Origin of the sequence: Ruminococcus sp. RTP21358st1_G6_RTP21358_211008, assembly GCF_040908885.1 — a bacterium.
GTDB classification, from domain to species: Bacteria; Bacillota; Clostridia; order Lachnospirales; family Lachnospiraceae; genus Blautia_A; species Blautia_A faecis.
Map to the genome: position 1 here is coordinate 1 of NZ_JBDGDM010000026.1, position 23,020 is coordinate 23,020.

The following is a 23,020-nucleotide window of genomic DNA, read 5'->3' on the forward strand; positions in this document are numbered from 1 at the left end:
GAATTATATTAATACCTGTTTATCAAAGAAAATTGCAGGTGACGGAGAGGGCGCGACTGCACTTTTTGAAGTGAAAATTGTGGGCGCTAAGACAAAAGAAGATGCAGTTACGCTTAGCAAATCCGTAGTAACTTCTTCTCTTACAAAGGCTGCAATTTATGGTCACGATGCAAACTGGGGACGGATTTTGTGCGCTATGGGATACTCTGGAGTGCAGTTTGATCCGGAAAAAGTTGACCTGTATTTTGAGAGCCGCGCAGGAAAATTAAAGATTATTGAGAACGGTGTTTCAACAGGATATGATGAAGCAGAGGCAACCAGAATCCTGTCTGAGGATGAGGTAACAGCTATTGCAGATGTGAAGATGGGTGACGCAAAAGCAACTGCATGGGGCTGTGATCTTACTTATGATTATGTGAAAATTAATGCAGATTATCGTTCTTGATATTAAAGCTTGAGAGTGTGTAAATTAGATGCCAGAGGAAGACTGAAAGGCATGCAGTTGTAGGACTTTTGTAACATAAAGATATAGGAAAGAAAGGTTAAGAGAAAAAATGGTAAATCAGAAATATCTTGATAAGGCAGAGGTACTGATTGAGGCGCTTCCTTACATACAGCGTTTTAACCGTAAAATTGTTGTAATAAAGTATGGCGGAAGTGCTATGCTGGATGAAAAATTGAAGGCGAATGTAATTAAGGATGCAGTTCTCCTGAAACTGGTTGGATTTAAGCCAATTATCGTACATGGTGGCGGCAAGGAAATCAGCAAATGGGTTGGAAAAGTAGGCATGGAGGCTAAGTTTATCAATGGTCTTCGGGTAACAGATTCCCAGACAATGGAAATAGCAGAAATGGTCCTTGCCAAAGTAAACAAAGAACTTGTTTCCCATGTGGAATCCCTTGGCGTACAGGCTGTTGGTATCAGTGGAAAAGACGGTGGATTGCTGAAATGTAAGAAGAAATATTCCAATGGAGAGGATATTGGATTTGTAGGGGATATTACAGAAGTAAACCCGAAAATTCTTTATGATCTGCTGGAAAAAGATTTTCTTCCGATTGTTTTTCCAATCGGATTTGATGATAATTATGACAGCTATAACATTAATGCAGATGATGCAGCCTGCGCAATTGCAGAGGCTGTACATGCAGAGAAGCTTGCATTTCTTTCTGATATTGAGGGAGTTTATAGGGATAAAGATGATCCGTCATCTCTGATTTCTGAGCTTCATATTCAGGATGCCAGAAAACTGATCGAGGATGGATATGTTGGCGGCGGAATGATTCCGAAGCTGAATAACTGTATTGAAGCAATTGAGCATGGTGTTAACCGGGTTCATATTCTTGATGGAAGAATTCCTCATAGTTTACTGTTGGAAATCTTTACAAACAAAGGTATCGGAACTGCTATTTTAAGAGAGGATGGAGAGAAATATTACCATGAACATGAATAATCAGATGGAAGAAGCGGAGTCCAGTATTCTTCATACATATAATCGTTTTCCTGTTGTTTTTGAACGTGGAGAGGGTGTGCACCTTTTTGATTCCGAAGGCTCCAAATATCTGGATTTTGCAGCAGGAATTGCTGTAAATTCGCTTGGATATCATTATCCTGGATATGATGAAGCACTGAAAGAACAGATTGATAAGCTGACTCATATTTCTAATTTGTATTACAATGAGCCAATTATCGAAGCTGGCGCAAAGCTGGTAAATGCAAGCCGCATGGACAAGGCTTTCTTTACAAACAGTGGTACAGAGGCTATTGAAGGTGCATTAAAGGCTGCGAAAAAGTATGCTTATGAACGTGACGGACATGCAGATCATGAGATCATTGCCATGAATCATTCTTTCCATGGCAGATCTATTGGAGCACTTTCTGTCACTGGAAATGCACATTACCGTGAGCCTTTTGAGCCGCTCATGGGTGGTGTGAAATTTGCTGATTTCAATGATCTTGAGAGTGTAAAAGCCCAGGTTACAGATAAAACATGTGCAATTATTATGGAGACCGTACAGGGAGAAGGCGGTATTTATCCAGCGGAAAGAGAGTTTCTGGAGGGCGTTCGCGCACTGTGTGATGAGAAAGATATTCTCCTTATTCTGGATGAAATCCAGTGCGGAATGGGACGTTCCGGATATTATTTTGCATGGCAGGCATACGGTGTACAGCCGGATATTATGACCTGTGCAAAAGCGCTTGGATGCGGTGTTCCTGTTGGTGCATTTGTGTTGAGTAAGAAGGTTGCACAGGCTTCTTTGAAGCCGGGAGACCATGGTACAACTTATGGCGGAAATCCGTTTGTATGTGCGGCTGTAAGCAAGGTTTTTGACATTTATGAGAAGGATATGATCCTTACTCATGTACAGGAATTAACCCCATATCTTGAAAAAAAACTGGATGAACTTGTGGAAAAACATGAGTGTGCTGCAGCAAGAAGAGGTATGGGATTCATGCAGGGAATCGTCATTGCAGGACGACCTGTAGGAGAGATTGTTAAGAAGGCTCTGGAGAAGAAACTGCTGGTTATTTCTGCAGGAAGCGACGTGCTTCGTATTGTGCCTCCGCTTGTGATTACCAAGGCGGATATTGATGAAATGGCGGAGATTTTGGATGAATGTCTGGCGTAAATCAGGGCTGGAGTTTTGGTGAAAAAATAGGTGAAAATTAAAAAAGATTCACTAAAAAAGCATTGTAGGTTGATTTTAAGCTATAAATGAGAATAAAATGACAGAAAAAAGGTACTTTGAAATGGTTTTCAGGTACCTTTTTTCTATTGCTCAAGATTCTGTTTTAAAAAATTATTCCGGCAATCGCCCATAAATCCTGACATACATCTTGTCAAAAGTTGGGGGATGGAACTTTTTACACTGTATAGAGTACAGCTGCTTAAAAGCTTTTTGTGAATTTACTCTTCTGCGAAGTCGAATTCGTCTTTAAATTTCTCTTTGAAAATGTCAAAAACAGCGGTGAGAATGTCATCGTCATCAACGAAAACATAGCTCTCGTTTTCTTCATTTCTGTCGTCCTCAACCTGAAGAATCAGTACTTCTTCATCTTCGTTCTCGTCCTCACCTTCCACGTCCTCTACAGGTGGGAGAAGAACTGCGTAGCGCTTTCCTTCATACTCAACAAGGTCCAGGAACTCAAAATCCATGTCTTCCCCGTTTTCGTCGGTGAGGGTGATGATCTCGATTTCCTCTTCTGCTGGGGTACCAATGTTCTTTTCGTCTGCCATTGTGATTCTCCTTTCAAGTTGACATGCCAGCCCGGCTGTCATATTTGTTGAAAATATTATATCAATTGTGAGAGCTGTTGAATAGATGGAAAATATAGAAAATTTCGAAAATATTTTTGCATAATGTCAGAAGAAAGACTGGAAAAGCGGTTTTCAGTAGAGATATAACAGGATTGCAAGGTTGTTTTGGGAAAATATAAAAAACCTGTTGACAAGTAAAGTTGTCAATGATATTATGCAAATACAAGGAATGACAAATAAACTTGTCATAATGACAATGAAATAAGTCATTTCAAAAAATTGAATACACTACGAATGAGAAAGGAGCCTTTGAAATGGCGCTGGAGAATCGATTGAAGGAATATCGTGCCAGGCTTGGAATCAATCAGGCGGACATGGGGAAACTGGCTGGTGTGTCCAGACAGACGATCAGCCTGATTGAGAGGGGAGACTATTCACCTTCAGTGACGCTGGCTTTGAAGCTGGCGAAGATCTGTCAGGTGACAGTGGAAGATATTTTTACTTATACGGAGGATGGAGAAGATGAATAAGGGAAAATCTAAGAAGAAAATGAATTCCTATTTAAAAATGGTACTGATTATGCTGGCTGGTGGTGTTGTTGGAGGAATTTTTGGCTTTGTTACATCATACACTGGGGAGAATTCTATAGCAGCTATTGGGCATGGGATGAATGCATTTCTTTTGGCTGTACGTGATCATACAGTGCTGCTGGAATGTATCTGCGGTGCGATCTGTATTATGATCTGTGAGATCCATTTTGGAAAGATGAAGAGAATGGGAAGCCAGATACAGGATGCAGAGGATGAAGAATATCATGAATTGCAGTATCATATTGAAGTGTCCTCCAGCTGGGGGATGATTGCGAGTACAGTGGGAACTGTTCTTATGATGCTGCTTATTTCACCAGGATACTCTATGAAATATATTGAGAGCCAGAGTGACGGTGAGATATGGATGTTCTTAGCAGGACTGGTTGTGTTTGTGGGAATGGTTGGATATTTTGGTATGTGGCAGATTCGCTATATAAAGCTGGTTCAGAGAATTTATCCGGATAAGAAAGGTGATCCTACTTCTATAAACTTTCAGGAGCAGTGGCTTGCAAGCTGTGACGAAGCAGAGAAGGAAGAAATTTACGAAGCAAGCTATAAGACTTATCTGCTGACTGGAAAGGTACTTCCTTTTTGCACATTGGTAGCCATGCTGCTTCATATGGTATGGAATACGGGCGTTCTTGCTATTATCATTCCTGCTTTTCTCTGGATCTTATCGGCGTCTAATTACTGCCGGTGCTGCGTTACGAAAAAAAGCGAAAAACTTGCGAAGTGAATGAATCTTTGAAAAATACATATAATACTATTATGGAGGTGCCTGCTGCAAGTGCACCTCCTTTTCTTCCAGGGAAAGGGAGTATCCTTTTGGAGGCTGTCAGAACATTGATTGGCTTAGAGCGTGTTTGAAAAATCATTCCTGCAATCTGCACGCCCCACTTTGCGGTATATTTCACTCGAATTCGGTTGCCGTAGCCCGCTACGGCGCCCTCATCCGGGCGAAATCTCCCACAAATTGTGACGCACACCTTGCAGAAAGCCTTTTTCAAACACGCTCTAGAGAAAGAATCTGGAAGTATAGGATAGTTTATGGAGGTATTGTATGTGGGGATTTCTTGTAGCGTTGATATCTGGTGCATTGATGAGTATTCAGGGTGTTTTTAACACAGAGATGACTAAGCAGACCAGCTTGTGGGTATCCACCGGCTGGGTACAGTTTTCGGCGTTTCTGGTCTGTGTGTTGGCGTGGATTTTTACCGGGAGGGACAGTGTTGGCGCGTTGTGGCAGGTGGAGAATAAATATACTTTACTTGGCGGTATTATCGGAGCATTTATTACCATAACTGTCATTCAAAGCATGGGAAGTTTAGGTCCTGCAAAGGCTGCTATGCTGATTGTAATTTCCCAGCTGGCAGTTGCCTATATAATTGAATTATTTGGTCTGTTTGGTGTAGAAAAAGTGGATTTTCAATGGCGGAAACTGATTGGTATGGCTGTGGCTATTGTAGGAATTGTCATATTTAAATGGGAGAAATAAGGCAAATAGATAAAAGACTGATAAAATTTAGAAATGGTATTGTAAAAAATGTAAAGTTTCGTTAAAATAGATTAGGTAAAGCATGAGTGGAGGGGAACCTGCGCATAAAGCGAAAGGGGAACCTGCATGGGAAGAAAAATAAAATACAGATGTGGAATCTGGACAGTTTTGTTCTTTCTCTGGACGGCGTCTGCAATGACAGGCTGCGCACGTCGGGAAGAGGTTTTTCTGGAAGAGATGGATTCAGATGAAGAGAACTCGAATAGAAAAGCCGGAGAAGAGAGCACTGCGTATGAGAATAACGTGGCGGCAGGGGAAAATCCCAAAAAACAGTCTGCTGTTTCAGATGCAGGATCAGAGGGAAATACAGAAAATTCAGCTTTGGATTTGCTGCCAGAAACGCCAATTCCACAGAAAATATTCGTTGATGTATGCGGAGCTGTTGTAAATCCAGGTGTTTATGAGCTGGATGAAGGAGCGCGTATTTTCCAGGCTGTTGATGCAGCGGGAGGATATTTGCCAGAGGCAGCCATAAATTATCTGAACAGAGCCAGAAGTATTGGAGATGGGCAGCAGATTTATGTGCCTACTGAGAAAGAAGTGGCTGAGAACCTGGAACTTGCTATGGCGAAAGTGCCAGAGGCATTGAACGATGGTGACAATTCTGGGAATTCAGGATTGGAAGAAATTCAAGGCAGCTCAGTGGAAAATCCATCGGGAACTGTTGGAAGAGATACAGGAAGTTTCGGAGATGGCGTAGGCGATGATACACGAATTAATCTGAATACTGCAGATGCCGGACAGCTTTCCACTTTAAGCGGAATCGGGCAGTCAAAGGCAGAAGCCATTGTTGCATACAGAGAGGAGCATGGAGACTTTGCTTCTATCGAAGAGATTATGAATGTAGAAGGTATCAAAGAGGGTACCTTTTCAAAGATAAAAGACAAGATATCAACTGGATAAGGGAGATTCTTAAATGAGCAGGAAAGTTTTGGTAGTAGATGATGAGAAACTGATAGTAAAGGGTATCCGTTTCAGCCTGGAACAGGATGGAATGGATGTGGATTGTGCCTACGATGGCGAAGAAGCCCTGGAGATGGCCCAAGAGAAGAAATATGACATTATTCTTCTGGATCTTATGCTTCCCAAGATGGATGGCTTTGAAGTATGCCAACAGATCAGGGAATTTTCAAATGTTCCTATTGTAATGCTTACAGCGAAAGGTGAGGATATGGATAAGATCCTCGGCCTTGAGTATGGCGCGGACGACTATATCACCAAACCATTTAATATTCTTGAGGTAAAGGCAAGAATCAAGGCCATTATGCGCCGTGCAGGCAGCAATCAGGAAGAAAAAGACAAGGCGAAGACAATAGAGGCTGGTGACCTGAAGATGGATTGTGAGAGCCGTCGCGTGTTTATTTCTGGTAAGGAAATCAATCTGACTGCCAAAGAATTTGATGTGCTGGAACTTCTGGTGTTTAATCCCAATAAAGTGTACAGCCGTGAGAACCTGCTGAATATTGTATGGGGATATGAATATCCTGGTGATGTTCGTACAGTGGATGTACATATCCGTCGTTTACGTGAAAAAATTGAGGCGAATCCCAGTGAGCCCAAATATGTACACACCAAATGGGGTGTGGGATATTATTTCCAGGCATAAGCCATGCCAGAGAAAAAGAAACCAAGCTTTTTAAAAAGTCTGCGTTTTCGTATTCTGATCATTCTGGTCATTCTGGGAATCGTACCAAGTGTCATTGTTGCTCATGTGATGGTGGCGGCCTATGAGAGCAAGGCTGTGGCTGTCCGTAAGCAGACTGTTGAGAAGCAGTGTGACATTCTGTGTAACCTGTTAATTAAAGAGAATTATATGAATGACTCCAGCTCGCAGGATGTAAACAGCAAGCTGGAGTTGTTGTCTAATGTGTATGACGGCAGAATTCTGTTAGTTGACAGGGATTACAGGATTATCAAGGATACCTATGGCGTAGATGAGGGAAAAACTTTGATCTCCACTATGGTGATCAAATGCTTCAAAGGTGAGGAAGCCAGCCGCTATAATAGTAAGACACAGAAGATTGAGATGGCTCTCCCTGTGAAAAGCCCGGAGGTGAAGCAGCTTCAGGGTGCTATGCTGATCAGCTTTTCCTCCAATGAAATTGCAGAGAATATTCTGGAGCTGGAACAGAAGAGTCTTCTGATCACAGGAATCATTATTGTGCTGGCGGTCCTTCTTGGATATGTGCTTTCTACGGTTCTTGTAAAGCCGTTTGCCAGAGTTACCAAGTCCATTGAGGATTTGACGGATGGATACCAGAATGAGGAGATTTCTGTCCCGGATTATACAGAGACAGCACTTATTACGGATGCGTTCAACAAAATGCTTTCCAGAATGAAGATTCTGGATGAGTCCAGAAATGAGTTTGTTTCCAATGTGTCCCATGAGCTGAAGACACCGCTTACCTCCATGAAGGTACTTGCCGATTCACTGGTGGGCCAGGAAGGGGTGCCGGAGGAGCTGTATCAGGAGTTTATGGGCGATATCACTGCAGAGATTGATCGGGAGAATAAGATCATCACAGACCTGCTTTCTCTTGTAAAAATGGATAAGAAAGCAGCTGATCTGAATGTGGAGCACCTGAATATCAATCAGCTTCTGGAGGATATCCTGAAGAGACTCCGTCCAATTGCAGATAAGAGGCACATTGATCTGATCCTGGACAGTTTCCGCCCTGTTGAAGCAGATGTGGATGAGGTAAAGTTTACTCTTGCCGTGAGCAATCTGGTTGAGAATGGTATTAAATACAATGTGGATGATGGCTGGGTTCGTGTAACCCTTGACGCTGACCATAAATATTTCTATGTGAAGGTTGCAGATTCCGGAATGGGCATTCCGGAGGAGTCCATCGGAAGAATTTTTGAACGTTTTTACCGTGTGGACAAATCCCATTCCAAAGAAATTGGCGGCACAGGTCTTGGACTTGCGATTACCAGAAGTGCTGTGACCATGCATCATGGAACTATTCAGGTGGCAAGTAAGGAAGGCGAGGGAACTACCTTTACTGTCCGCATTCCTTTATCATATATTCCGTAGGAGGTGCCAGATGAAGAAATTGTTGAGTACAGCGATGGCTCTGGTTCTGATCATTGGCCTTCTTACCGGATGCTCGGTGGAAAGCCAGGGAGAGAAGACTGAAAGTGTCAGCAATCAGTACTATCTATATTACTTGAACAAAGATGAAACGAAAGTAACAAAGACAAGATATTATCCGGAGCAGGAAAGTGCAGAATTTATGCTCCAGGATTTAATGGGAATCCTGAATGGACAGGAGAGCAGCGGAGAGAACCTGCCTTTGCTTCCAGCAGGAGTTCAGCTGGTGACTTACCGCTTAAATGAATCCCTTCTGGAATTGGAGTTTAATGCTGATTACAGTAATATTTCCCGAACCAGGGAGATTCTGGTGCGCGCAGGTGTGGCAAGAACTTTTCTTCAGATTCCAGGAATCACCGGCATAAAGATTTTTATAGGAAATCAGGAGCTTACCGATTCCAAGGGACAGGCTGTAGGCTTGCTTGATGGCAACACTTTTGTAGAAATGTGGGGCTCTGATAAAGATGCGTATCGGTATGATACTTTTACTCTGTATTTTACAGACAAGACAGGAGAGCATCTTGTGGCAGAACAGAGAAATGTATATTATAAGAGAATTCTGCCAAGAGAGAGAGTAATACTGGAACAGCTTGCCAAAGGACCGATGGTGAAAGGGCATTATCCAACAATTCCGCAGAATACGGATATTCTGGGAATAGAGGTGTCTGATAATGTGTGCTATGTGGATTTTAGTTCCGCTTTTTCAGATTCAGGAATTGATATCCCGGTGAACACCATGATCTATTCCGTGGTAAATTCTCTTCTGGATACGACATCTGCTGATAAAGTGCAGATTTCAATCGAAGGTGATACAGAGGCTAAGTTAAGTGATGGAACATCTTTGTACAGTCTTTTCAGTAAAAATACAGATCTGATCCTGAAAGAGAATTAGAGCGTGTTTGAAAAAATCAATCAATAACGCTTATAAAATGAAATACTAAAGGAGTTTATAAATGACGAAAAGACCGCTTTGCATGGTGTGTCTGGTCTTGATGCTCCTTATGTGTGTGGCCGACCGGGCAGGATTTCCACTGATCAGAGGAAATCCTGTTCCGGAAAATGTGGACTCCTGGATCCGGGAACATCCCAAGGTCACAATCTGCGGAGAAGTGACACAGACCACAGAAAATGAATTTTCACAATCTGTTTATCTTAGCAATACATATCTGATTTATCAACCAAAGAAGAATCAATCAAAGGAAAATCAACCGAAGAAAATATCTATTGAAAATGTAAAAGTATTTTTAAAGAAAAAAGAAGATGTTCCGGCAGGAACTGTTGTTTTGGTGTCTGGAAATCTGGAGAGAGTAGGTGAGATGCGAAATCCAGGAGAATTTGATGCCAGACAGTATTATGCCAGCCAGCATATTTTCTATTTTATGAAAAAGGCGGAATTGTTAAAAAAATCGGAAAATTATTCTGCTTATCGACAAGGTATGAATGATCTAAGGAAATATCTCAGTAAAGTTCTGAATGGAATTGGTGGAAAAGAAGCCGGGGTTTTTCAGGCAATTGTTCTCGGGGATAAAAGCAGTCTGGATGAGGAAGTAAAGCTTCGCTACCAGATGGCTGGTATTGTGCATGTTCTGGCAATTTCGGGGCTGCATATCAGTGTGATTGGGATGGGAATTTATAATCTTCTGATGAAGACTGGAATGGGAATCTGGCCGTCTGGGATAATTGCCCTGCTGATTTTGCTTCAATACGGCGTGATGACTGGTGGAAGTGTGTCTACTATGCGTGCAGTCTGTATGTTTTTGATATCTGTAGGGGCGAAAATAACCGGAAGGATTTATGATCTGCCAACGGCGCTGGCTGTTTCGGCTATGTTAATTCTTGGAGATTCAGGAGCATATTTATATAACAGTGGGTTCCTTTTGTCATTTAGCGCGGTAGCAGGAGCTGGCGTAGTGGTTCCTGCATTAACAAAGAGTATGGATTTATCCCGTATTGAAAAAGGGGAAAATGTGCGGAGAAAAAAGAGTGCATGGAAAAGACATGCTGGAAAAAAGTTTAAAAATATTTGCTGTATGATTTTAGGAAAACATACAGGGCAAATATATGAAAAATTTGCCGGAGGTTTTTGCAAAGCAAATCTGGCTTTAGGCGCATCTATAGGAATACAGCTGACCATGCTTCCTGTTTCCTTATATTTTTTCGGAGAAGTTTCACTGGTTGGAATTTTTTTAAATTTGCTGGTGCTTCCTACAGTAGGAATTGTTCTGGGAAGCGGAGTTACTGGATTGCTTGCAGGGTGTGTAAGCTTTTCCGTTGGGCGTGTTGTGATTTTGCCTGGAAAGGTTCTTGCTGGAATTTATGAAGAGTTATGTAAACTATCTGGGAATCTGCCTTTTGGTATCTGGATCACAGGACAACCAAAGCTGTGGCAGGTGGCTGTATATTATATTTTGTTTGCAGGAGCAGTCTGGATACTTACACAGAAAGGGAAGAGGGAGAGAAAAATAATTGCTTTCGTAGTTGTATGCCTTGCCATGTCTATTCTTATATGGCGTGAGCCGGAACCATTTTCTGTCAGCTGTCTGGATGTGGGACAGGGCGACGGGCTTGTGCTGCGGACGCCGGAAGGGAATTGCTTTCTGGTGGATGGTGGAAGCACAAACAAATCAGGTGTGGGACAATATCAGGTTTTACCGTATCTGAAGAATCAGGGGATTTCTCAGATTGATGGAATTTTTATATCTCATACAGATCAGGATCATATCAGTGGTGTACAGGAAATATTGGAGATGGCTGTAAAAAAACTGAATTCAGTAAAATTGGGATGCTTGTATCTGCCTGAGTGGGAAAATCCTCCTGCTGCATGGGAAAAACTGAAACAGACAGCAAAAGCGGCCGGAATTCCAGTGAGAACCCTGAAGGAAGGAGACTGCCTGAATGCAGGTAAATTGCAATTGCAGATAATTGCTCCTGCTGTCAGCGCTTCTGGCGCAGACGTAAATGAAGATGGTATGGTGATTAAAGTAAAATATGAGGAGTTTCTTGGCCTTTTGACAGGTGATATCGGGGAAGAAACGGAAAAGAAATTGCTGGAATTGGGACTGTTGGAAGATGTGGACTTTTTGAAGGTGGGACACCATGGCTCCCATTACTCTACCTGTCAACAGTTTCTTGATACAGTGCGCCCGGAATATGCTGTGATTTCCTGCTCTTCTACCAATACCTATGGCCACCCGTCACCGGAAATTACGAAACGCCTGGAAGAAACCGGGTGCCAGACCAGTTTTACTATGGAGAGCGGTGCTGTGAAAGTTTGCTGGGAGAAAGAGGGGATAAGGATTAAGAAATTTTTGGAAAAGGGAAATAGTATGTAGAGCGAAAAAGGCACTTTTATAAAGACACAATTTGTGGTATGGTTTAGTAGAATGTCGGGTACAGCTCTATCACCCTGGCTGAAAGAGTCTGGGGGGCTACTGGTTAGATCGTGAATAGTAACCTTTGGGGAATGTCCTGACCGACAAGAAGATGACAGGAGCGTATATTTTGAAGAATATCCAGGAAGATATAAAGACGGGCAATTTTAAACAGGCGTATTTGCTGTATGGTGAGGAAGCTTACCTGAAACAGCAGTATAAACATAAACTGGTGCAGGCGCTGAATCCAGAAGATGACACCATGAATTTTAATCATTATGAGGGTCGGAACATTGATGTGAAGGAACTGATCGACCTTTGTGAGACCATGCCTTTTTTTGCAGACCGTAGGGTGGTTTTGTTGGAAGATACCGGCTTTTTTAAGAATAAATGTGATGAACTGGCTGATTATATGAAAGAACTGCCAGACTATCTTTGCCTTATTTTTGTAGAAAATGAGGTAGATAAAAGAAACCGTATGTATAAAGCCGTAAAGGCAGCAGGTAGAATCGGAGAATTTGTGCAGCAGGATGAGAAAACGCTAATGCGCTGGGCTGCCGGGCTTTTGAAAAAAGAAGGCAAGATGATCACCCAGCGGGATATGGAACTCCTTCTTACCATGACTGGCGTGGACATGGGAAACCTGCGGATGGAACTGGAAAAGATAATTTCCTATACCGGTGACCGGGATGTGGTAACGGGAGAGGATATTCAGCAGGTTTGTACCACTCAGACCCAGAATAAGATTTTTGATATGGTCCGGGCAGTAACGGAGAAAAATCAGAAGAGAGCATTGGATCTGTATTATGATCTTCTCACGCTGAAGGAGCCCCCGATGAGAATTCTTTTTCTTTTGGCGAAACAGTTTCGCCAGCTGCTTCTGGTAAAAGAATATGCAGAAGAAGGAATCCCTCAGCCGGTGATGGCATCAAGACTGGGAGTGCCGTCTTTTGTGGTGAAAAATATTGCAGTCTGTGCAAGATCCTATAGAATCAGTGAACTTCGTCAGGCAGTGACGGATTTTGTGGATGCAGAGGAAGCTGTGAAGACAGGCAGATTGCAGGATGTGCTTAGTGTGGAATTACTGATCGTGAAGTATAGTTCAGCCAGAAGATGACGTTTTGGTGTAGGCTATGATGTTTGCAAAAATAGGCAGTGGGCTGAACAGGAATGCAAAAAAATACAGAAAAAAGGCAGTCGATGACGGTTCGACTGCCTTAATTTTCACTTATAAGCTTATAACTAAAAATTCAGATATCTATTAGCCAATGCTGTTAACGGCTTTGGATAAACGGGAAACTTTTCTTGCGCAGTTGTTTTTGTGATAAACACCTTTGGAAGTTGCTTTGCTGATTGTAGAGATAGCCTCTTTTAATGCAACCTCTGCTGCTGCCTTATCGTTGTTTGCTACTGCCGCGTCAACTTTTCTGATGGAAGTCTTAACAGCAGAACGGATGGATTTGTTTCTCGCAGCTTTTGTTCTGTTAACTAAAATTCTCTTTTTTGCAGATTTGATGTTAGCCAATTCGTACACCTCCAATTCGTGAATGATGATTAATTTTTTGCATCATAAGAACAGACACGGGCGTTCCTATGAACATGCTTATATAGTTTATAATAATTACCTTGGATTGTCAATACATATTTTTACAAAAATGCTTGACATACATATTTTTGCAAAAAAGTGGGGAGATTATATAAAAATCGAAAGGTGTGGCTGTGAAAGGTATGAATTGCAATGAGAAATACATTTTGCACATAGAAAACAGCAGGGCGGAGCCGGTGATATGGGAGAATTTGGGAAAGTATGGAGGAACTGATATGCTGGGAACTTATAAGATCAGAACCGATTTGGCGGTAGAGGCAAGAGAACGCTTTACAGAGGACAATGTAGAAGTGCGCGGGGTGGAGGTTCAGGAAGATTATAATGAGGAAAAAGACATTCGAACCACTGTGGTGAAAATAACCACGGAAAATGGTGCCAGGGCGATGGGGAGGCCTCAGGGGACATATATTACAATTGAATCGGAAGGGCTTTCAGCGCCAGATGAGGACTATCACAGGGAAGTGTCTGAAGAACTTTCCAGACATTTACGCCAGCTGATCGGTCTGGAAAAGGAAAAGTCCGTGCTTATTGTTGGGCTTGGAAATCCGGGTATTACGGCGGATTCATTGGGACCGGAAGTAATTGGGAATCTTCATATGACACGCCATCTGATCCGCGAGTATGGACTGAAAAGTACAGAAAAGCAGATTCTTCATGCAATCAGCGGAATTGTTCCAGGAGTAATGGGGCAGACTGGAATGGAAACTTCGGAAATCGTGGAGGGCGTGGTGGAAATAACACGGCCAGATGTAGTGATCGCTGTGGATGCTCTTGCCGCAAGAAATACCAGGCGCCTTAATCGGACCATTCAAATCACGGATACAGGAATTACTCCGGGATCAGGGGTGGGAAACCACAGAAATGGTCTTACAGAAGAAAATCTGAATGTAAAAGTGATTGGGATCGGAGTGCCTACGGTGGTGGATGCGGCGACTATTGTTCATGATTCTATGGCTCATTTGCTTGAGACACTGGACGAGGCCGAACAGAAAGAATTTTTGGAAGAAATGATTTCCCCACATCTTCATGGAATGTTTGTGACGCCGAAAGATGTGGACGAGACCATAAAATATCTGAGTTTTACGATTTCAGAAGGATTAAATATGACTTTTGCAGAGATCTATTAGAGCGTGTTTGAAAAAGGCTTTCTGCAAGATGTGCGTCACAATTTGTGGGAGATTTTGCCTAGATGAGGGCATCGTAGCGGGCTACGGCAACCGAATTCGGGTGAAATCTTCAGCAAAGTGGGCGTGCAGATTGCGGGAATGATTTTTCAAACACGCTCTGGCGCATGAAGCTGATGTAAAGGTGGTGAGCTGTGGAAAAATACTGAAAATATGGAAAGTTAGCCTAAAAAAAGAAACATACGGAGGAAAAATCTGTCATAGGATAACCTTAAAGAGGTGATTTCGTGACAAAAGTCCAGAAGGTTTTCTGCGTGTTTCTTTGTCTGTGTTTTTTTGCGGTTCTGGCTATGCTGCCAGGACCTTTTTCCATGCGGGAAATTGTGCATAATGTGTACAGGCAGTTTCCGTTCTATTATTTTACAGAGGAAAAAGCACAGGAAACCTGGATGGAAATGGATGGGGAAACTCTGGCTGAGATTGAGAAGAGAAATGGAGCATATTTAGAAGAAGTTGCAGAGAATGAGCGTAATTTGCGAGAGGAAAATGCAAAGAAATCCAAGGAAGCCAATCTGGAAAAAAACAGCAGTGTTTCTGAGGAAAGTAAAAAAATAAATAATACAGATAAAATAGAAAATAAAGATAACTCTGAGATGTCAGAAATCATAGAAAATAGTGAAAATCACTTAAATTCAGAAACTCAGCCTGCAAATACCCTTCCTCAGTCTAACATCGTTCTCCCGCATCCAATTCTGGATCTGTCCAGAGACAAGCTGTCGGATTACGATTATCTAATGAACAATTTTTACATTGTAGATGAGAACACAGATGCATCTGCCGTAAAAATAAATGCTGCTGAATTTCTGGCAGAGGATTTTTCCTTGAGTCATGGACCGTTGGAGCCGCAGATTCTTATTTATCACAGTCACTCCCAGGAAACGTTTTCCGATTCCAGGGAAGGAGAAGAGGAAGATACGATTGTGGGTGTTGGAAATTATCTGACCAGTTTGCTGTCAGAAAAATATGGTTATCAGGTGATCCATATAAAAGAAGCTTTTGATATGATGAGCGGAGAACTGGATCGGAATAAGGCCTATAATTATGCTTGTGATTACGTAGAAAAGGTTTTGGAAGAAAATCCGTCTGTGGAGGTGGTTATTGATCTGCACAGAGATGGCATCGATGAAGACAGACGGCTGGTAACTGAAATAAACGGAAAAGATACTGCGCAGATTCTTTTTTATAATGGCCTTAGCTACACGAATGACCAGGGGAAGGTTTCTTATTTGCCAAATCCTTACATACAGGACAATCTTGCTTTTTCTTTTCAGCTGGAATATCAGGCGGCGTTGTATTATCCTGATTTTTACAGAGGGATTTACCTGGCGGGCTTGCGCTACAATCTTCATTTACGAAAAAGAGCCCTGCTTCTGGAAGCCGGTGCCCAGACAAATACGGTGCAGGAAGTAAAAAACGCCATGGAACCCTTTGCAGACATTTTGAACAGAGTGTTAAAGGGCTGCGGAACAGGATAAAAATAATATAATTTATCCCGTCAAGAATGTTACTGTGAACGGAGTGAACAGGAACCATATAAAAGGAAGTGACAAACAGATTTAATCTGTGCTATAATCTCTTGATAGAATAAACAGTAAAGCATAACCAGAGGAGGAATGTCTGGAATGACAGACCAGAGTAAAATTCGAAATTTTTGTATTATTGCACATATTGACCACGGTAAATCTACACTGGCCGACAGAATTATAGAGATGACAGGACTTTTGACTGAGAGGGAAATGCAGGCCCAGGTTCTGGATAATATGGAACTGGAGAGAGAACGTGGAATTACCATCAAATCCCAGGCTGTCCGCACGGTATATCATGGAAAAGATGGAGAAGAGTATATTTTCAATCTGATCGATACACCTGGACATGTGGATTTTAACTATGAAGTTTCACGAAGCCTTGCAGCCTGCGACGGTGCCATCCTTGTAGTTGACGCTGCACAGGGAATTGAAGCGCAGACGCTGGCAAATGTTTATATGGCACTGGATCATGATCTTGAGGTTATTCCAGTAATCAATAAGGTTGATCTTCCAAGTGCAGAGCCAGAGCGTGTTATCAATGAAATTGAGGATGTGATTGGACTTGAAGCCCAGGACGCACCGCAGATTTCTGCAAAAACAGGTCTGAATGTAGATCAGGTTCTGGAGCAGGTAGTGGCTAAGATCCCGGCACCTGCAGGAAATCCGGATGCACCGCTGAAGGCGCTTATTTTTGACTCCATTTATGATTCTTATAAGGGTGCCATTGTTTTCTGCCGAATGGTAGATGGAAAAGTCCGCAAAGGCACAACCATCCGTATGATGGCCACTGGATTTGTGGCAGAAGTTGTGGAAGTTGGGTATTTTGGAGCTGGGCAGTTTATTCCATGTGAGGAACTGACAGCTGGAATGGTAGGTTATATTACCGCCAGCATTAAGAACGTAAGAGACACTCGTGTTGGTGATACTATTACGGACAATAACCGTCCATGTGAGGAGGCTTTGCCTGGATATAAGAAAGTAAATCCAATGGTTTACTGCGGCCTTTATCCGGCTGACGGAGCGAAATACGGGGATCTTCGTGATGCTTTGGAGAAACTGCAGTTAAATGACGCCTCTTTATTCTATGAGCCGGAGACATCTGTTGCTCTTGGATTTGGTTTCCGCTGCGGATTTCTTGGATTGCTTCATCTGGAAATCATTCAGGAACGTCTGGAACGTGAATATGACCTGGATCTTGTTACTACAGCTCCAAGCGTTATTTACAAAGTACACAAGACAAACGGCGAAGTGATTGATCTGACAAATCCGACCAATCTTCCAGATCCATCTGAGATCGAATATATGGAAGAGCCAATCGTGAATGCTGAGATTATGGTAACTACAGAATTTATCGGTGCCATTATGGATCTTTGCCAGGAGCGCCGTGGTCAGTATCTTGGCATGGAATATATGGAAGAGACACGAGCTCTTCTGAAATATAAGCTTCCATTGAATGAGATTATTTACGATTTCTTTGATGCCCTGAAATCTCGTTCCAGAGGATATGCGTCTCTGGATTACGAACTTTGTGGTTATGAGAGAAGTGAGCTTGTGAAACTGGATATTCTGGTAAATAAAGAAGAAGTGGATGCCCTTTCTTTTATTGTGCATGCAGATACTTCTTATGAAAGAGGCCGCAAGATGTGCGAGAAGCTGAAAGATGAGATTCCGCGTCAGCTCTTTGAAATTCCAATCCAGGCCGCAATCGGAAGCAAAATCATTGCCAGAGAGACGGTTAAGGCTATGCGTAAAGATGTTCTTGCCAAGTGCTACGGCGGTGATATTTCTCGTAAGAAGAAACTTCTGGAAAAACAGAAGGAAGGTAAGAAGAGAATGCGCCAGGTTGGAAACGTAGAGATTCCGCAGAAAGCATTTATGAGCGTACTGAAACTGGATGAAAATTAATTGTTGTCAATCCTGTGGTGAAAAGCAACAAATAAAGGTGTCTGAGTGTGACTGATTGACATAAGATATATGCCAGCTGGCATCAGACGCGGAGGTATCCGATGAAAGCTAAGATACGTATTTTGATAAGAAGAATAAAGAGAAGTTATAAAAAAGACAGGGAACAGTGGATCAAGGGCGGGATTTTGACAGTGATCCTGCTGGTGATCGTAATTTTTGCAGGCAGCTGTGCATGTGGGAAGAAAACGGTGAAAGCACCAGACGCAGAGTCGCAGGGCGTAATGAAGATCACGCCGATCCCTACAGCAACACCTACGCCGGTACCTCGCCAGGTAAATAAAGATGCGGTAGCGCAAAGCGGAAGCGTGACTATGGTGAATGAGTATCTGGTTCAAAAAGAAGAGGGAAAGGCTGCAGGCAGCAGTAAGAGCGGCTCTTCAGAAGAGCAGACTGCTGCAGATTCGTCTGACAGCGGCAGTGATGCTACTGGAAATTCAACAGATGAAGAAACTGAGACCGGTAGTGGAGATTAATTTTACAGAAACAGCATTGTAAACAGAAGAAAATAAACAATGTGGAGAAAATCAGAATGGGAACAAAGAAGAATGGTTTGGAATTGTACCTTCACATCCCGTTTTGCATAAAGAAATGTGATTATTGTGACTTCCTGTCAGGTCCCTCTACCAGGGCCGGGCAGGAAGCTTATATTTATGCACTTTTACGGGAAATGGAGACGGTTTCAAAGAATCTGAAAAAACGTCCGGTAGATACAGTTTTCATTGGCGGGGGAACACCTTCTGTGCCGGAATGTGATGTAATGGAAAAGCTTTTACAGGGGCTGAGAGATTATTTTTTGTTTTCGGCGGATGCGGAGGTAACGATTGAAGCAAATCCTGGAACATTGACGCCTGAGAAACTTTCTATTTACAGAAAATACGGAATTAACCGGATCAGCATTGGCTTACAGTCGCCAAACAATAAGGAACTGGCTATGCTTGGAAGAATTCATAATTATGCACAGTTTCTGGAAAGCTTTCAGATGGCAAGAGAGGCTGGCTTTTCCAATATAAATGTGGATCTGATGTTTGCCATTCCGGGACAGTGTTATGAAGGTTGGATAGAGAACCTTCGGATGGTGGCGGCACTTGGCCCGGAGCACATTTCGGCATACAGTCTTATTATTGAAGAGGGCACCCCTTTTTCCAGAAAAAAGCTGGATTTGCCTGATGAAGATACGGAGTACCGCATGTATGAAGATGTTGCTGTAGTTCTGAAAGAGTATGGCTATCATCAGTATGAGATTTCCAACTATGCAAAAGCAGGGTGTGAATGCAGACATAATGAAGGATACTGGCAGAGAAAGGATTATCTGGGGCTTGGGCTTGGAGCGGCTTCCTTATTGGGAAAGGAACGTTTTTCCAATACTTCCGATATGCAGGAATATCTGAAAAACAGCAGTGCACCAGAAAAAATTCGAAAAAACAGGGAACTTCTTACAAGAGAAGATGAGATGGCAGAGTTTATGTTTCTTGGACTTCGTATGACACAGGGTGTGTCCAAAAAGGAATTTCAGGAGTATTTCGGCACTGTAATAGAGAATATATATGGAGAAGTTCTGAAAAAATATAAGAAACAGGGACTGCTGTTGGAAGAAAGCGGCAGGATATTTTTATCAAGAGAAGGCGTTCATGTGAGTAATGCAGTGATGGCAGATTTTTTGCTGTAAGTTTTGGTGAAAAAAGAATTTAGAAATGGTTGACGAACAAATGTTCTTGTGATATTCTTGAAGAACACATTAAGAAATGTCTGAGCCGGAGGATTCCGGATCAGATCAGGATACAGGGAGTTACAGCCGGTGCTTTCCGGTTAAGAAATGGAGGAACAGATGGCAGCAGAGAATAAGAAACAGTTTATCAGAATCAGAGGAGCCAATGAGAATAACCTGAAGAATCTCAGTGTGGATATTCCCAGAGATAAGTTTGTAGTTCTTACCGGCTTAAGCGGATCAGGAAAGTCTTCACTGGCATTTGATACGATCTATGCAGAAGGGCAGAGAAGATATATGGAATCTCTGTCTTCCTATGCCAGACAGTTCCTTGGCCAGATGGAGAAGCCAGATGTGGAGAGCATAGAGGGACTTCCACCGGCTATTTCTATTGACCAGAAGTCTACTAACCGCAATCCCAGATCCACAGTAGGAACGGTGACAGAAATTTATGATTATTTCCGTCTTTTATACGCCCGTGTTGGTATTCCACATTGTCCGAAATGCGGCAAGGTGATCGCCAAGCAGACAGTAGACCAGATGGTGGATCAGATTATGGAATTGCCGGAGCGCACCAAGATCCAGCTTCTTGCACCGGTAGTACGAGGACGCAAGGGTACCCATGCGAAATTACTGGATCAGGCCAGACGCAGCGGTTATGTACGTGCGGAAATCGATGGAAATGTGTATGAACTTTCTGAGGAGATTACCCTGGATAAGAATATTAAACATACGATTGCCATTATTGTAGACCGTCTGATCGTGAAGCCTGGAATTGAGAAAAGACTTACAGATTCTCTTGAGACAGTATTGAATCTGGCTGACGGATTGGCTGTGGTGGATACAATGGACGGAGATTATATGAATTTCAGCCAGAGCTTTTCCTGTCCGGATTGTGGAGTCAGTATTGATGAGATCGAGCCAAGAAGTTTTTCATTTAATAACCCATTTGGGGCCTGCCCGGAGTGTCTTGGCCTTGGTTATAAGATGGAATTTGACCCGGATCTTATGATCCCGGATAAGTCTCTGAGCATTTCTGAAGGGGCTATTGTAGTGATGGGCTGGCAGTCTTGCACAGATAAGAGCAGTTTTACCAATGCTATTCTGAATGCCCTTTGCAGGGAATACGGTTTTGATCTGGATACACCTTTTAAAGATTATCCCAAGAAGATACAGGATATTATTCTATACGGCACAGGCGGACATTCTGTGAAGGTTTATTATAAGGGACAGCGCGGAGAGGGTGTTTATGATGTGGCTTTTCCAGGCCTTATAAGGAATGTGGAACAGCGCTATAAAGAGACTGGCTCTGAATCTATGAAACAGGAATACGAGAGCTTTATGCAGATCACTCCATGTAAAGCATGTAAGGGTCAGCGACTGAAGAAGGAGTCACTTGCGGTTACGGTAGCGGATAAGAATATTTATGAAATTACCAATATGTCCATTGATAAACTGAAGAGATTTCTGGCAGAAATGCAGCTGTCTCCGCAGCAGCAGCTTATTGGAAAGCAGATACTAAAGGAGATCAGAGCCAGAGTGGGGTTCCTGGCAGATGTAGGTCTGGAGTACCTTTCCCTGGCACGTGCCACTGGTACTCTGTCTGGCGGAGAGGCACAGAGAATCCGTCTTGCTACCCAGATCGGTTCCGGCCTTGTCGGGGTTGCCTATATTCTGGATGAGCCAAGTATTGGTCTGCATCAGAGGGATAATGATAAACTTCTTGGAGCTTTGATGCACCTAAGAGATCTGGGAAACAGTCTTATAGTGGTTGAGCATGATGAGGATACCATGCGCGCGGCGGACTGTATTGTAGATATCGGACCCGGAGCAGGAGAACATGGTGGACAGCTTGTTGGAATGGGCACTGCTGAGGAACTTATGCAGAATCCGAAGTCCATTACAGGAGCATATCTCAGCGGAAAGCTGAAAATCCCGGTTCCGGAAGTACGAAAGGAACCTACTGGTTATCTGACTATTAAGGGGGCGGCAGAGAATAATCTCAAACATATAGACGTGGATATTCCTCTTGGAATTATGACCTGTATTACAGGTGTTTCAGGGTCTGGAAAGAGTTCTCTGATCAATGAAATCCTTTACAAACATCTTGCAAGAGATCTGAACAGGGCCCGCGTGATCCCGGGAAAGCATGATGAAATTATTGGAATAGACCAGTTGGACAAGGTAATTGCCATTGACCAGTCTCCAATTGGCCGTACACCAAGATCTAATCCTGCTACTTATACAGGCGTGTTTGACCAGATTAGAGATCTTTTTGCTGCTACAGCAGATGCCAAGGCAAAGGGATATAAGAAAGGGCGCTTCAGCTTTAATGTAAAAGGCGGACGATGTGAAGCCTGCAGTGGTGATGGTATTATTAAAATTGAAATGCACTTCCTGCCAGATGTTTATGTCCCTTGTGAAGTTTGCAAGGGGAAGCGCTATAATCGGGAAACTCTGGAAGTGAAGTATAAGGATAAGAGCATCTACGATGTACTGAATATGACAGTTGAGGAGGCAATGACGTTCTTTGAGAACGTTCCATCCATCAGAAGGAAGATAGAGACCTTATATGATGTCGGTCTTTCCTATATTCGTCTCGGACAGCCTTCCACCACTCTTTCCGGCGGAGAAGCACAGCGTATTAAGCTGGCTGCAGAGCTGAGTAAGCGCAGTACAGGTAAGACTATTTATATTCTGGATGAGCCTACCACCGGATTGCATTTTGCAGATGTTCAGAAACTGGTGGAGATTTTGCGTCGACTTTCGGATGGTGGAAATACGGTTGTTGTAATTGAACACAATCTGGACGTGATCAAGACCGCTGATTATATAATTGATATCGGACCGGAAGGCGGAGATGGCGGGGGAACAGTTGTTGCCAAGGGAACACCTGAAGAAGTGGCGAAGAATCCAGCTTCTTATACAGGACGTTATGTTGCGAAATATTTGAAGTGATTCTGATAATAAACCTCTTTCCAATTGAAGCATTTTTGTTTATAATGGTACGAAGACTATTAATTATGAAAAATCTATGAGACAATTATAAAGTCACATCTGCAGAATGTGGTGTTTATGATTACAGTTCGGAATATGAATGGTAATCATTTATTGCACAATTCTTGCAGAGAAAGTGTGACAAAGTGTTTTGAGAGAAAGGGGAATTT

At 42.7% G+C, this 23,020-nt stretch carries 23 protein-coding genes and 2 pseudogenes; 21 read left to right on the forward strand and 4 right to left on the reverse strand.

The window, feature by feature from the left end; translation table 11 throughout:
* The 3 genes from AB5Z12_RS11510 to AB5Z12_RS11520 form a co-directional block, all read left to right on the forward strand.
* A partial coding sequence (locus AB5Z12_RS11510) for a bifunctional ornithine acetyltransferase/N-acetylglutamate synthase (protein WP_368368663.1) occupies positions 1-445 on the forward strand: 445 nt, incomplete at its 5' end.
* Between the two features lie 109 nt (positions 446-554).
* A complete protein-coding gene (gene argB, locus AB5Z12_RS11515; protein ID WP_118579746.1) occupies positions 555-1,451 on the forward strand; it encodes an acetylglutamate kinase in 897 nt (298 codons plus the stop codon).
* On the forward strand, positions 1,438-2,628 hold the full coding sequence (locus tag AB5Z12_RS11520) for an aspartate aminotransferase family protein (RefSeq protein WP_118579743.1): 1,191 nt from the start codon (positions 1,438-1,440) through the stop codon (positions 2,626-2,628). Before argB ends, AB5Z12_RS11520 begins: the two co-directional genes overlap by 14 nt.
* A gap of 278 nt (positions 2,629-2,906) precedes the next feature.
* On the opposite strand, the gene AB5Z12_RS11525 is transcribed toward AB5Z12_RS11520, so the two are convergent.
* Positions 2,907-3,236, reverse strand: coding sequence for a DUF1292 domain-containing protein (locus AB5Z12_RS11525; RefSeq protein WP_148461742.1), 330 nt, complete (start codon positions 3,234-3,236; stop codon positions 2,907-2,909).
* Positions 3,237-3,577: 341 nt separating this feature from the next.
* On the opposite strand from AB5Z12_RS11525, the gene AB5Z12_RS11530 reads away from it, so the two are divergent.
* Positions 3,578-3,787, forward strand: a complete 210-nt coding sequence (locus AB5Z12_RS11530; protein WP_330382771.1) for a helix-turn-helix transcriptional regulator — start codon at positions 3,578-3,580, stop codon at positions 3,785-3,787.
* The gene (locus AB5Z12_RS11535) at positions 3,780-4,583 is read left to right on the forward strand and encodes a DUF3169 family protein (RefSeq protein ID WP_173716155.1); all 804 of its coding nucleotides are present in this window, start codon (positions 3,780-3,782) and stop codon (positions 4,581-4,583) included. Before AB5Z12_RS11530 ends, AB5Z12_RS11535 begins: the two co-directional genes overlap by 8 nt.
* Here AB5Z12_RS11535 and AB5Z12_RS11540 read toward each other — a convergent pair.
* The gene (locus tag AB5Z12_RS11540; protein WP_308768403.1) at positions 4,552-4,833 is read right to left on the reverse strand and encodes a DUF6783 domain-containing protein; all 282 of its coding nucleotides are present in this window, start codon (positions 4,831-4,833) and stop codon (positions 4,552-4,554) included. The genes AB5Z12_RS11535 and AB5Z12_RS11540 overlap by 32 nt on opposite strands.
* On the opposite strand from AB5Z12_RS11540, the gene AB5Z12_RS11545 reads away from it, so the two are divergent.
* The 8 genes from AB5Z12_RS11545 to holA all read left to right on the forward strand — a co-directional run bounded on the left by AB5Z12_RS11545 (position 4,753) and on the right by holA (position 12,984).
* Positions 4,753-4,926, forward strand: coding sequence for a DUF6783 domain-containing protein (locus AB5Z12_RS11545; protein WP_308768404.1), 174 nt, complete (start codon positions 4,753-4,755; stop codon positions 4,924-4,926). The genes AB5Z12_RS11540 and AB5Z12_RS11545 overlap by 81 nt on opposite strands.
* Positions 4,908-5,342, forward strand: coding sequence for a DMT family transporter (locus tag AB5Z12_RS11550; RefSeq protein ID WP_118579731.1), 435 nt, complete (start codon positions 4,908-4,910; stop codon positions 5,340-5,342). Before AB5Z12_RS11545 ends, AB5Z12_RS11550 begins: the two co-directional genes overlap by 19 nt.
* Positions 5,343-5,468: 126 nt before the next feature.
* The gene (locus AB5Z12_RS11555; RefSeq protein ID WP_226815247.1) at positions 5,469-6,305 is read left to right on the forward strand and encodes a helix-hairpin-helix domain-containing protein; all 837 of its coding nucleotides are present in this window, start codon (positions 5,469-5,471) and stop codon (positions 6,303-6,305) included.
* A gap of 13 nt (positions 6,306-6,318) precedes the next feature.
* On the forward strand, positions 6,319-7,008 hold the full coding sequence (locus AB5Z12_RS11560) for a response regulator transcription factor (protein ID WP_148461741.1): 690 nt from the start codon (positions 6,319-6,321) through the stop codon (positions 7,006-7,008).
* Positions 7,009-7,011: 3 nt separating this feature from the next.
* Positions 7,012-8,439: a cell wall metabolism sensor histidine kinase WalK gene (locus AB5Z12_RS11565; protein ID WP_148461740.1), complete on the forward strand. Its 1,428-nt coding sequence runs from the start codon at positions 7,012-7,014 to the stop codon at positions 8,437-8,439.
* 10 nt (positions 8,440-8,449) lie between these two features.
* Entirely contained in the window at positions 8,450-9,388 is a 939-nt protein-coding gene (locus AB5Z12_RS11570) for a GerMN domain-containing protein (RefSeq protein ID WP_173716154.1), read from the forward strand.
* Positions 9,389-9,449: 61 nt separating this feature from the next.
* Complete coding sequence (locus AB5Z12_RS11575; protein ID WP_148461739.1) at positions 9,450-11,828, forward strand: ComEC/Rec2 family competence protein; 2,379 nt, start codon at positions 9,450-9,452, stop codon at positions 11,826-11,828.
* Positions 11,829-11,997: 169 nt separating this feature from the next.
* Complete coding sequence (gene holA / locus AB5Z12_RS11580; RefSeq protein ID WP_148461738.1) at positions 11,998-12,984, forward strand: DNA polymerase III subunit delta; 987 nt, start codon at positions 11,998-12,000, stop codon at positions 12,982-12,984.
* 144 nt (positions 12,985-13,128) lie between these two features.
* Here the strand turns inward: holA and rpsT are convergent, their stop codons facing one another.
* Positions 13,129-13,392 (reverse strand): 30S ribosomal protein S20, encoded by a 264-nt coding sequence (rpsT, locus tag AB5Z12_RS11585; RefSeq protein ID WP_330382769.1) that lies wholly within the window; start codon positions 13,390-13,392, stop codon positions 13,129-13,131.
* 296 nt (positions 13,393-13,688) lie between these two features.
* On the opposite strand from rpsT, the gene gpr reads away from it, so the two are divergent.
* On the forward strand, positions 13,689-14,600 hold the full coding sequence (gene gpr, locus AB5Z12_RS11590) for a GPR endopeptidase (RefSeq protein ID WP_118579888.1): 912 nt from the start codon (positions 13,689-13,691) through the stop codon (positions 14,598-14,600).
* Here gpr and AB5Z12_RS11595 read toward each other — a convergent pair.
* Positions 14,554-14,652, reverse strand: a pseudogene (locus tag AB5Z12_RS11595) (DUF6783 domain-containing protein); the annotation flags it as partial. The gene gpr and the pseudogene AB5Z12_RS11595 overlap by 47 nt on opposite strands.
* Here AB5Z12_RS11595 and AB5Z12_RS11600 point away from each other — a divergent pair.
* The 7 genes and pseudogenes from AB5Z12_RS11600 to uvrA all read left to right on the forward strand — a co-directional run bounded on the left by AB5Z12_RS11600 (position 14,608) and on the right by uvrA (position 22,811).
* A pseudogene (locus AB5Z12_RS11600) lies at positions 14,608-14,768 on the forward strand (DUF6783 domain-containing protein). The pseudogenes AB5Z12_RS11595 and AB5Z12_RS11600 overlap by 45 nt on opposite strands.
* Before the next feature lie 116 nt (positions 14,769-14,884).
* Positions 14,885-16,132 (forward strand): stage II sporulation protein P, encoded by a 1,248-nt coding sequence (locus AB5Z12_RS11605; protein WP_226840970.1) that lies wholly within the window; start codon positions 14,885-14,887, stop codon positions 16,130-16,132.
* 147 nt (positions 16,133-16,279) lie between these two features.
* Complete coding sequence (gene lepA, locus AB5Z12_RS11610; RefSeq protein WP_330382770.1) at positions 16,280-18,088, forward strand: translation elongation factor 4; 1,809 nt, start codon at positions 16,280-16,282, stop codon at positions 18,086-18,088.
* A 101-nt stretch (positions 18,089-18,189) separates the two neighbouring features.
* On the forward strand, positions 18,190-18,621 hold the full coding sequence (locus AB5Z12_RS11615; protein ID WP_148461736.1) for a hypothetical protein: 432 nt from the start codon (positions 18,190-18,192) through the stop codon (positions 18,619-18,621).
* A gap of 56 nt (positions 18,622-18,677) precedes the next feature.
* Positions 18,678-19,814 (forward strand): radical SAM family heme chaperone HemW, encoded by a 1,137-nt coding sequence (gene hemW, locus AB5Z12_RS11620; RefSeq protein ID WP_148461735.1) that lies wholly within the window; start codon positions 18,678-18,680, stop codon positions 19,812-19,814.
* A gap of 29 nt (positions 19,815-19,843) precedes the next feature.
* Entirely contained in the window at positions 19,844-19,990 is a 147-nt protein-coding gene (locus AB5Z12_RS11625; RefSeq protein WP_302672223.1) for a hypothetical protein, read from the forward strand.
* Entirely contained in the window at positions 19,974-22,811 is a 2,838-nt protein-coding gene (uvrA, locus tag AB5Z12_RS11630; protein WP_368356909.1) for an excinuclease ABC subunit UvrA, read from the forward strand. Before AB5Z12_RS11625 ends, uvrA begins: the two co-directional genes overlap by 17 nt.
* Positions 22,812-23,020 lie beyond the last annotated feature (209 nt).

Bases quoted from the DNA above. Each gene is read 5' to 3' on its own strand.
- argB (WP_118579746.1), top strand. From the start codon at position 555: ATGGTAAATCAGAAATATCTTGATAAGGCAGAGGTACTGATTGAGGCG.
- AB5Z12_RS11520 (WP_118579743.1), top strand. From the start codon at position 1,438: ATGAACATGAATAATCAGATGGAAGAAGCGGAGTCCAGTATTCTTCAT.
- AB5Z12_RS11525 (WP_148461742.1), bottom strand. From the start codon at position 3,236: ATGGCAGACGAAAAGAACATTGGTACCCCAGCAGAAGAGGAAATCGAG.
- AB5Z12_RS11535 (WP_173716155.1), top strand. From the start codon at position 3,780: ATGAATAAGGGAAAATCTAAGAAGAAAATGAATTCCTATTTAAAAATG.
- AB5Z12_RS11550 (WP_118579731.1), top strand. From the start codon at position 4,908: ATGTGGGGATTTCTTGTAGCGTTGATATCTGGTGCATTGATGAGTATT.
- AB5Z12_RS11555 (WP_226815247.1), top strand. From the start codon at position 5,469: ATGGGAAGAAAAATAAAATACAGATGTGGAATCTGGACAGTTTTGTTC.
- AB5Z12_RS11560 (WP_148461741.1), top strand. From the start codon at position 6,319: ATGAGCAGGAAAGTTTTGGTAGTAGATGATGAGAAACTGATAGTAAAG.
- AB5Z12_RS11565 (WP_148461740.1), top strand. From the start codon at position 7,012: ATGCCAGAGAAAAAGAAACCAAGCTTTTTAAAAAGTCTGCGTTTTCGT.
- AB5Z12_RS11570 (WP_173716154.1), top strand. From the start codon at position 8,450: ATGAAGAAATTGTTGAGTACAGCGATGGCTCTGGTTCTGATCATTGGC.
- AB5Z12_RS11575 (WP_148461739.1), top strand. From the start codon at position 9,450: ATGACGAAAAGACCGCTTTGCATGGTGTGTCTGGTCTTGATGCTCCTT.
- gpr (WP_118579888.1), top strand. From the start codon at position 13,689: ATGCTGGGAACTTATAAGATCAGAACCGATTTGGCGGTAGAGGCAAGA.
- lepA (WP_330382770.1), top strand. From the start codon at position 16,280: ATGACAGACCAGAGTAAAATTCGAAATTTTTGTATTATTGCACATATT.
- AB5Z12_RS11615 (WP_148461736.1), top strand. From the start codon at position 18,190: ATGAAAGCTAAGATACGTATTTTGATAAGAAGAATAAAGAGAAGTTAT.
- hemW (WP_148461735.1), top strand. From the start codon at position 18,678: ATGGGAACAAAGAAGAATGGTTTGGAATTGTACCTTCACATCCCGTTT.
- uvrA (WP_368356909.1), top strand. From the start codon at position 19,974: ATGGCAGCAGAGAATAAGAAACAGTTTATCAGAATCAGAGGAGCCAAT.